Below are 9,612 nucleotides of genomic sequence, written 5' to 3' on the forward strand. Positions count from 1 at the left end.
GTTTATTGCCACCTAGCTCAATAACGGCGGTGCTGTCGCGGCCAGCGTAATGGCCTGGCAAGATATTCACATCGCCGACAAATCCCGCGACAAAAGGATCCTGCGGACGGCGATAGATGTCATCCGGGGTACCAATCTGGCGAACGTGTCCAGCAGACATCACCACTACCCGGTCACTCATGCTCAGCGCTTCGCCCTGATCGTGTGTGACAAATACCGTGGTGACGCCGAGTTTGCGCTGAATCGCTTTTAACTCAACCTGCATCGATAAACGCAGATTTTTATCGAGTGCGGAAAACGGCTCATCCAGCAGCAGCACTTTCGGGCGAATCACCAGAGCGCGCGCCAGGGCAACACGCTGCTGCTGCCCACCAGAAAGTTCACGCGGCTTACGCTGACCGTAGCCCGCCAGTTTAACCAGCGCTAATGCCTGTTCTACACGCTCAGCGATTTCCGCCTTGGGCACACCGCGCATACGCAAACCATAACCAACATTCTTCTCCACGGTCATATGCGGGAACAGTGCGTAGTTCTGGAAGACAATACCGATTTCACGCTGGTAAGGAGGGATCTCGGTGACCAGATCGCCATCAATAAAGATCTCGCCGCCATCTGCTTCGGCAAAGCCTGCCATCAGGTTTAGCAGTGTGGTTTTGCCACAGCCTGATGGGCCGAGCAGCGTAATAAACTCACCCTCTTCGATGGTTAACGAAATTTTGTGTAGCGCTATGGCATCGCCAAAGCGTTTAAGTACGCCATCCAGTTGCACGGCAACATTGGCTTTATTGGCAACAGGATGCAGCACGTCGGGCTGCGGGAACGAGGTGACTTCTGCACTGACCATGGACTCTCCAGAAACGGGCTATCTTTGCTTGCCACCAGCATACGGTGAATGCGTGCATCATGCGGTTAGTGCTTCCTGAAGCTGGTGTTTGGAAAAGTTAAAGCAGACAAATCGGCTGCGCGCGGCCTGATAACCGCGCCCTTCAGCCTGGTGTGTGATTAATGAGAACAGGGACGAGATAACTGAAGGGTGCGGCTCAATAAGCATGTGCAATGAGTGACAATGTCACTTCATAGACACATCCACTCCGCTAACCGCCGCAACATGGCATCGCAGGCGGTCAGCTGTTCCAGGCTGATAAACTCATCGGGTTTGTGCCCTTGCGCCATACTGCCAGGACCGCAGATAACACTTGGGATACCAGCCTGATGGAACAAGCCGCCCTCGGTGCCAAAGGCCACCGTGCTAAAGCTGTCGGTACCGGTCAGGTGCGCAATCAAACGCGCCGCGGGACTCTCCGCGTCAGTATATAAACCGGGATAACCACTGATAGATGTGAAACGAATCGACGTGTCGCGATTGACGGCCTGCATCCGGGGCAACAGGTCGCGCTGTGCGTAACGCTCCAGTTCGTCTGCTACCTGTTGCGCATCATCTTTGGGTAAGGTGCGAACTTCAAAATCAAAACTACATTCTGCAGGCACAATATTCAGCGCCCGCCCGCCCTGAATCACGCCGGTTTGCACGGTGGTATAAGGCGGATCAAAACGCGCATCCTGATTTTCCGCAGCAGCCAGTCGCTCACCCATCTCGGTTAGTCGATGAATCAATTTCGCTGCGTACTCGATAGCATTCACGCCTTGTGGCGCATAAGCAGAGTGGCACGCCGCGCCCTGCACTTCACATCGCATGCCCAGTTTGCCTTTGTGGCCTAAAACCGGTTGCAGCTCGGTGGGTTCGCCGATGAGGCAAATGTCCGGCTTTTCCGGGCGCTGCGCTAACGCATCCAGCAAGGTTCTGACGCCGAGGCAACCCACTTCTTCGTCATAAGAGATCGCCAGATGCAGCGGCTGAGTGAGAGGTTGTGCCAGAAAATGCGGTACGGCCGACAGCATACAGGCGATAAATCCCTTCATATCCGCGGTGCCGCGCCCGTAGAGTTTGCCGTCATGCTCGGTCAGCGCAAAAGGCGGAACGCTCCACGCTTGCCCATCCACAGGTACCACATCGCTGTGCCCTGAGAGCATCACACCGCCCTTGCCAGCAGGACCGAGCCTGGCATAAAGATTGGCTTTACTGCGCTCAGCGTTATGAATCAGTTCGCAGTTCACACCCAGATCGGTCAGATAGCGCCAGACAAAATCGATCAGCGCCAGATTGGATTCGCGGCTGGTGGTATCAAAGGCTACCAACTGAGCCAGTAACGTACGGCTGGTCACCATAGAAGTTCCTTGCATCACTCGTCGCCCGGCACGCCATAGCTGGGGGCTTTTGTCGGATCCAACGCGCGGACCACGTAATCCTGCATTTGTGGCTGATATGCCTGCCACAGTGTGCTGAGTTCATCGATAGGATTGGCCTCCGTCCAGTCAATGCGCAGGTCAACGATTGGCCAGACAGGTTCAGCCACAATCGACAGTGCTGCTGAATGCACCGGCCCAGCTTCGCCTCCCGCCGTCATACCGGCCTGCATGGCACACAGAAGGCGATCGGCGAGGTGCCCCTCGCTCCGCTCAAAGGCGTTAACCATCGCGACAATCACCTCGGTATTGGCGAGTAAATTTCCTGCCGCCACACATTCCACGCCACTCAACGCATGGTTCACTCCCAAGGTTTTTTCTCCGCTGAAGCAGGCACTTTGCCCATCAGCCGCCAGCACGGTGACCTGGCGATATTGATGATATTCGTCAGACGCCAGCCCGGCGGCTAAGGCGGCCTGAGCAGATTTTCCCTGCAGCAACTGGTCAAGAATGCGCGGGCCCAGCGCCGGTAAGGTGATGTTCTGTGTGGAAACGGCGCCCACCTGGGTGCGTAACCAAGGGCAGCGCGCGCCGACGGCAATACTGGATGAGCTAATGGCGATACCCATCTGCCCGGTCTCAGCACAGCGTCCTACAATCGATAACGTCATGATCAGGCTCCTGCTTGTGGCTGCCAGTCGTCCGGGATAACCGCGATTACATCAATTTCCATCAGCCACTGCGGCTGACCCAGCCCTGAAATCACCAGTCCGGTTGAGATCGGATACACACCCTTCAGCCATTTACCCACGACCTGATAAACCGGCTCACGATAACGCGGGTCAATAATATAGGTGGTGGTTTTGACGATGTGTGACAGGTCGCTGCCCGCCTCTTCCAGCAGCTGCTTGACGTTTTTCATCGCCTGATCGGCCTGGGCAGCCGGATCGCCAAGCCCAATCAGATTGCCCTCGAAGTCAGTGCCAATCTGACCGCGAACGTAAACGGTATTGCCGGCACGCACAGCCTGGCAAAGATCGTTGTCGAGGTTTTGGTTAGGGTACGTTTCTTTGGTGTTGAATTTGCGGATGCGTGTATGTGTGCTCATGTCTGCCTGCGGAGATGAATGGATGTCCCGCAAGGTATACCGTGCGACGCGCAGCAGACAAAACAGCATTAACCGAGGTGTTGGTTTTGAAAATCCTAATCCAGTGAATCAATTGCTATCTGCCATGGATGGCAGATACTTTTCGTTAGCTTTGCCACTTATTCATCAACAATGACACCAGCTCACCCGCAGGCATTTCACGTGCCAGCGCCGCTCCCTGCCCAGCCCACTGCGCGCCAAAGCCGTGGTGCTGTTTCGCCGTAGCGGCTGCGGCTAGCGCTTTGCCCAGCGAATAGGTCAACGGATAATCCGGTACATCACTGGTGGCGAAGTCACGACTAAAATCGCAGAAATCATTGCGTAAACAGCGCGCCTGACGTCCAGAAATCGCAGCGGTAAGTTCGGTGCCGGTTGCACTGGCCTGTTTCATTGCCGCGCGATAAGCCGTGTTCGCTGCTGATTCCGGGCATAACACAAAGGCGGTGCCCAACTGCACACCGGTTGCGCCCAGTTGCAACATGGCAGCGATACCTGAACCCTCCATGATGCCACCCGCCGCAATCACCGGATGCGCAGTTTGCTGACGGATTGCCTGCACCAGGGTGAAGGTCGACATTTGATGGTCGAAAGCCTGAGGATCAAAATGCCCGCGATGCCCGCCTGCTTCAATCCCCTGCGCCACGATGAAATCAATGCCGCTGCGCGCGATGGTCAATGCTTCTGCCACACTGGTCGCGGTGGCCAGCAACACGATCCCACGTTCCTTGAGTCGTTGAATCACGGCCGCAGAAGGGATGCCAAAATGAAAGCTCACTGCTGCCGGCGCCGCCTGCTCAATCACGTTGAGCATCGCGTCATTATTCAGGAAGGTTTGATAGATCTCCGAGAGAGTCAAAGGTAACTCGGCTTCATAACGCGCAAACAACGGCGCAAAGCGATTAATCCACGCCTGCTCGCGTTCAACGTCGCGTACCGCTGGCGCATGGCAAAAGAGGTTGACGTTGATGGAGCCTCGGGTGAGCGCCTGCGTTTGCGCGATCATCACAGCTGCCTGTTCGGGAGTGGAGGCCCCCACACCGATAGAACCTAGCGCACCGGCATTGGTGACGGCGGCGGCCATTTCAGGGGTGGAGACGCCCGCCATCGGTGCCTGAATAAGCGGGTATTCCAGCTGAAGCGCCTGACACAGGGCGTTCGTCATGTTGCTATTCCTTTGATTCTGCAGTTGGGCAAACCTAAACTCCCCTTCTGCGGCAGAGAAATCAACCCAAAATTTGGACCAGGAACCTCAACAGCACAGCGTGCAACGTAGAACGGTAAACCAAACGAAGGAAAGAGACTAAATCGCAGGAGGGAAAACAGAGAGGGCAAGTTGCGCCCTCTGGAGAGTTAATAATTGAATTTACGTTTCTCTTCATCTTTTGCATTGGGCGCGGCAATTAAATTCCACAGCGCTTTGCCGAGACGCAACAGGCTTTTACCCGGTTTGATGTAGGAATTTTCAATGATGCCATTACTTACCGCGCAGAATATCACATCAATTTTCTTCACACTTCCTTTGGCGCGATGCCTTCCATATGCCTTATGCGGGAGTGCCGTGCGCGCTATCAGATTACAGGTTGACCCTTTCATTTCAGCCTCACAGTATATCCGTGAATTCGTAAGGGAATAATTGCATCAGCACGCAATGTTGGTCAACCTGACAGCAGAGTGGAAACAATATAAAAATTCACATCAATATAATATTTATCACCCACCACCAGACAAATACCAATATTATCAACGATATAATTAATTAACAATTCATTCATATCCTTTTCTTATTTTTGTGAAATGGGACATGATTGATGTTTTTCTTTATACCGAATCTCACGCTTTGAAATTCAGATAAGCGGTGAAAATAATAAAGCCCACCCCGCATTGATAGCGTGTGGGCTTTACATCAAAAAAGTGAGGGTTATTGAATTAATCTCTCAACATCCCGCCGTCGTTTGCGATAATCGGCGGGCGTTTCACCATACTGTTTTCGGAACCAGGAAATAAGATGTGAAGCATCAGAAAAACCGCATGATTTCGCGACACTGTTAATACTCACATTACTGCTGGTCATTAATTTTCGCGCATGCTCTAGCCGCATTTTACGCCAGTGAACGGCTGCGGTATCACCGGTGCTGTGCAAAAATGCCTGGTTCAGCTGACGAAGGTTAATCTGCATGGCATGCGTCAGGGTTTGCAACGGTTCAGGCGAAGACAGATGCTGCTGCATGTACGCAACGGTGCGCTTCACCAACTCGTCATCATAGTTTTTTAGCTCCCCGCCCATGCTGGAGCGTGCTGTGGAGACTTGCCGCTTTTTACTCTCTTCCATCAACAGGTACTTCTGCACTTTCTTCGCCCGCAACTCACCACAATGCTGCAGGATGATATCCATGGCCAAATCGCGCGCGGTGCCAACCGGACAGGAAATGACCCCGCCGTCACTCAGGTAGGTTTGATCGATCACCGGCGTCACCGAAGGGAAGCGCTGTCGAAATTCATCGCGCGTCGTAAAGTGAATCGCACACTTCTTACCTTCCAGCAAACCCGCCTGGGCCGCCATAAAGGTGGCGCTGCACAGGGTTATAATAGGGATACGCCGCGCTTGCAGTGACCGCATCGCTTCCAGCAGCCACGCAGGCGAATCGCGCGTCTCATCAAGCAGGCCACCGGCAAACACCACGTAATCCCACTGATCGTCCAGGTTAAAAGGCGCGGTTGGCGTAATCTGCAAGCCACAGCTGGATGTCACGGGCTGATTGTCACAGCTCATCCACTCCCACTGACAGAAAATCTGACGGCTGAGGAAAGACACATCCGCCGCAAAGCGGATGGGTTCGATCAGTTCTGACACACAGTGCAGCGTGAACTTGTTGATCAGCACAAAGCCGATGCGAATGTCAGGTCGCAGCGGCAATGCTGGTTCGTCAGTGGCTGGATTCGGATAATTGTCCATCTCCACTGCACCTTACCGTGAAAACACCACGGTGCGATTTTCATACAGGAACACTCTGCGCTCGGCATAACACGAGACCGCATGTGCCAGCGTTAAGCGCTCGATATCGCGCCCTTTATCCACCAGATCGTCGGCGTAATCGGCATGACTCACCACCTCGACTTTTTGGCTGATGATCGGCCCTTCATCGAGATCTTCATTGATGAAGTGCGCGGTGGCCCCCACCAGTTTTACCCCCTTGTCATAGGCCTGATGATAAGGCCTGGCCCCTTTGAATCCGGGTAACAAGGAGTGATGGATGTTGATGGCACGACCCGACAGCTTCTGACACATCTCCGCCGACATCACCTGCATGTAACGCGCCAGCACTACCAGTTCCGCCCCCGTCTCCTGTACCACCTGCCAGATTTGTTGCTCCTGTTCCGCACGATTCGCCGCAGATACCGGGAAATAGTGGTAAGGCAAACCATGCCAGGCCACGATGGGCTCCAGCAGCGGATGGTTAGAGATCACCGCTTTGATATCGATGGCCAACTTACCGGCGCGATGGCGATACAACAGATCGTTGAGACAGTGATCGGTTTTCGACACCATGATCACCACCGGCACTTTATAGCCGGGTTCGGTGAGTTCGAACGACATGGCGAAGTCAGCCGCGCGCGTGCTGAATTCATCACGAAATGCCGCCGCATCAAAGTTGTCGGTCTGCGGTTCAAATACGGTGCGGATGAAAAATCGCTGCGCACATTTGTCATCAAAGCTGTGCTGCTCATTAATGTAACAACGCTGTTCCTTAAGAAAGCGCGTGACTACGTCCACGCTGCCCAGTTTTCTCGGGCATTGGGCGGTCAAAATCCAGTTGGCATTACTACGACTCATAAAAGACCCTCACATCATTGGCAACTGAGCCGAATGGCGGTGACTTGCAAGCCACCGCGTAAATTGACGACGATGTCCTATCAGGACAGCACGCTAATGCCATATTCCGCGCCGGCATCCAGCAGCCAGCGATAGCTGTAGTCCGCAAAACTGCGGCGCACCACCAGTTCCCAACGATCTTCTGTTGGGCGACGCAGGATCACCGTGATGGTGGCAAAGCAGGTCATCACACCTTTACCTACCGGGAAATTCTGCGGATGAACGTCATACACCACCGATTTTTTCAGCAGATTGATCGCCTGTTCACCGCGCAACTCCAGCAAGGTTTGCCCGCCGCCAATGTTCACAATTGCGTAGTGCGCATCGCCGAGCGCAACGCGTAACTGCTGCTCAATGGCATACTCTTCACCCTGCGGCACAATCAGCAGCCACTCGTCCGGTGACATCCACTGCGCGCTGTATGCACCAGCTTGCGTCAGGGATAAAGGCTGCGCGGGCAGAGAGAGCTGCAATACGGCGCGCAGCGCCTTATCCAGCTCGATAGCCGATCCGCGCAGCGTCAGATGACCGAGGTCAGCGCGCTCGCGCAATGTGATATCAGAGGCGCCCGCTACCGTGGGAACACCCGTTTTGATATAGCTCCACACCAGCGGAGATTCGCCCACCAGCGGCGTCGCGGGATGTGCATTAAAGAGGTTGGCAGTGAGGGTCTCAGACATTCTGGCGCTCTCCTTTTGGATCGATAAACACGGAGCTAACAATTTTGGCTTCAGTGAATTGACCGTCTGAACTGGCGAGCCAGACGGTTTCGCCCATGCGGTGATGTCCGCGTGTCACCACGGCCATGGCAAAGCCGCTGTCCAGCGTCGGGCTGTAGTAACTGGAGGTGACGTGGCCATACATCGGCACAGGCACCGCGTGCTGCGGATCGAACACCACCTGCGCCCCCTCTTCCAGCACCACTTTAGGATCTTTCGGTAACAGCCCCACCAGCTGTTTACGATCCTCGCGCAGTACATCGGATCGGGTGTGCGATCGTTTGCCGATCCACGAGAACGGTTTGTCGTTACCCACGCACCACTCCATCCCGAGATCGTGCGGTGTCATTGATCCGTCGGTGTCCTGACCGCCAATGATGAACCCCTTCTCCGCACGCAATACGTGCATGGTTTCCGTCCCATAAGGGGTGAGGTTGTATTTCTTGCCGTGCGCGAACAGCACTTGCCAGACATGCAACGCATAGTTGGCTTGCACGTTGATTTCATACGCCAGTTCGCCGGTGAACGAGATGCGGAACACGCGGGCCGGAACATCCGCCACCTTGCCTTCACGCCAGTCCATAAATTTAAAACTGTCACGCGCCAAATCGATATCGCTGAACTCCGCCAGCAGATCGCGGGCTTTAGGCCCGGTGACAGTGATGGTGGCCCAGTGATCGGTGACCGAGTTGAAGTAAACCTGCAGTTCCGGCCACTCGGTTTGATGCCAGAGTTCCAGCCACTCCAGCACGGTGGCGGCATTGCCGGTGCTGGTGGTCATCAGGAAGTGATTCTGGCCAAGGCAGCTGGTGGTGCCGTCATCAAACACCATGCCATCGTCGCGACACATCAGGCCATAGCGCACACGGCCCACCGGCAGTTTGGCCCACTTGTTGGTGTAGACGCGTTCGAGGAATTCACGCGCATCCGGCCCCTGAATATCGATTTTGCCGAGGGTTGAGGCATCGAGCACGCCAACGCTTTCCCGCACTGCGCGACATTCACGTACCACCGCCTGATGCATCGTCTCCAGTTGCCCGTTGACGCGCTGCGGGAAATACCAGGGGCGCTTCCACTGCCCGACATCTTCAAACATCGCACCCTTTTCCACGTGCCACTGATGCAGCGCGGTATAGCGCTCCGGCTGGAACAGCTCGTTGCAGTGGCGTCCGGTCACTGCGCCAAAGGCCACAGGCGTATAGTTGGGGCGGAACATGGTGGTGCCAACGTCAGGAATGCTGCGGTTCAATACCCGCGCCGCAATCGCCAGGCCATTGATGTTGCCCAGTTTGCCCTGATCGGTACCGAAACCCATGACAGTGTAACGTTTGATATGTTCAATCGATTCAAAGCCTTCACGCGTGGCCAGCTCAATGGAAGCGGCCGTTACGTCGTTCTGCAAATCGACAAATTGTTTCGGTGCGCGCATGGTAGTTTTCATGTGCGGCACTTGATACAGCGCCAGCGCCGGACCATCGCGACGCGCCCGCGTTTGCGGCAGCGCAATTGGCTGAGGTGCGCCGCCAGTTTCTTCAGCGGCACGTTTTCCCGCCTCGAAACCGCTGCTGAGTACGTCAGGCAAGCTGTAGATACCTTGCGCGCCTCCTATAACCATCATCCCTTTTACCTGC

10 protein-coding genes are annotated in these 9,612 nt (G+C 54.9%); all 10 read right to left on the reverse strand.

Annotated features, from left to right (window positions below):
* Window positions 1-844, reverse strand: an 844-nt coding sequence (locus H7A81_RS22730) for an ABC transporter ATP-binding protein (RefSeq protein WP_182058792.1), incomplete at its 3' end; no start/stop codon positions are given.
* 230 nt (window positions 845-1,074) lie between these two features.
* Window positions 1,075-2,226: an acetylornithine deacetylase gene (gene argE, locus H7A81_RS22735; protein ID WP_182058798.1), complete on the reverse strand. Its 1,152-nt coding sequence runs from the start codon at window positions 2,224-2,226 to the stop codon at window positions 1,075-1,077.
* 14 nt (window positions 2,227-2,240) lie between these two features.
* Window positions 2,241-2,915: a DUF1028 domain-containing protein gene (locus H7A81_RS22740; protein ID WP_182058793.1), complete on the reverse strand. Its 675-nt coding sequence runs from the start codon at window positions 2,913-2,915 to the stop codon at window positions 2,241-2,243.
* Window positions 2,916-2,917: 2 nt separating this feature from the next.
* Window positions 2,918-3,352, reverse strand: a complete 435-nt coding sequence (locus H7A81_RS22745) for a RidA family protein (protein WP_045815588.1) — start codon at window positions 3,350-3,352, stop codon at window positions 2,918-2,920.
* 145 nt (window positions 3,353-3,497) lie between these two features.
* On the reverse strand, window positions 3,498-4,553 hold the full coding sequence (locus tag H7A81_RS22750; RefSeq protein WP_182058794.1) for a nitronate monooxygenase family protein: 1,056 nt from the start codon (window positions 4,551-4,553) through the stop codon (window positions 3,498-3,500).
* Window positions 4,554-4,741: 188 nt separating this feature from the next.
* Complete coding sequence (locus tag H7A81_RS22755; protein ID WP_155287984.1) at window positions 4,742-4,903, reverse strand: hypothetical protein; 162 nt, start codon at window positions 4,901-4,903, stop codon at window positions 4,742-4,744.
* A 406-nt stretch (window positions 4,904-5,309) separates the two neighbouring features.
* On the reverse strand, window positions 5,310-6,344 hold the full coding sequence (locus tag H7A81_RS22760) for a GlxA family transcriptional regulator (RefSeq protein ID WP_182058795.1): 1,035 nt from the start codon (window positions 6,342-6,344) through the stop codon (window positions 5,310-5,312).
* A gap of 12 nt (window positions 6,345-6,356) precedes the next feature.
* A complete protein-coding gene (gene purU / locus H7A81_RS22765; protein ID WP_182058796.1) occupies window positions 6,357-7,223 on the reverse strand; it encodes a formyltetrahydrofolate deformylase in 867 nt (288 codons plus the stop codon).
* Between the two features lie 80 nt (window positions 7,224-7,303).
* Window positions 7,304-7,942 (reverse strand): sarcosine oxidase subunit gamma, encoded by a 639-nt coding sequence (locus tag H7A81_RS22770; protein ID WP_182058797.1) that lies wholly within the window; start codon window positions 7,940-7,942, stop codon window positions 7,304-7,306.
* Window positions 7,935-9,612 (reverse strand): glycine cleavage T C-terminal barrel domain-containing protein (locus H7A81_RS22775; RefSeq protein ID WP_304622201.1); only part of this gene is annotated, 1,678 nt, incomplete at its 5' end. The genes H7A81_RS22775 and H7A81_RS22770, both read right to left, overlap by 8 nt.

The sequence above is a fragment of the Pantoea sp. ME81 genome (assembly GCF_903970985.1).
In the GTDB taxonomy this organism is placed as follows: Bacteria; Pseudomonadota; Gammaproteobacteria; order Enterobacterales; family Enterobacteriaceae; genus Pantoea; species Pantoea communis.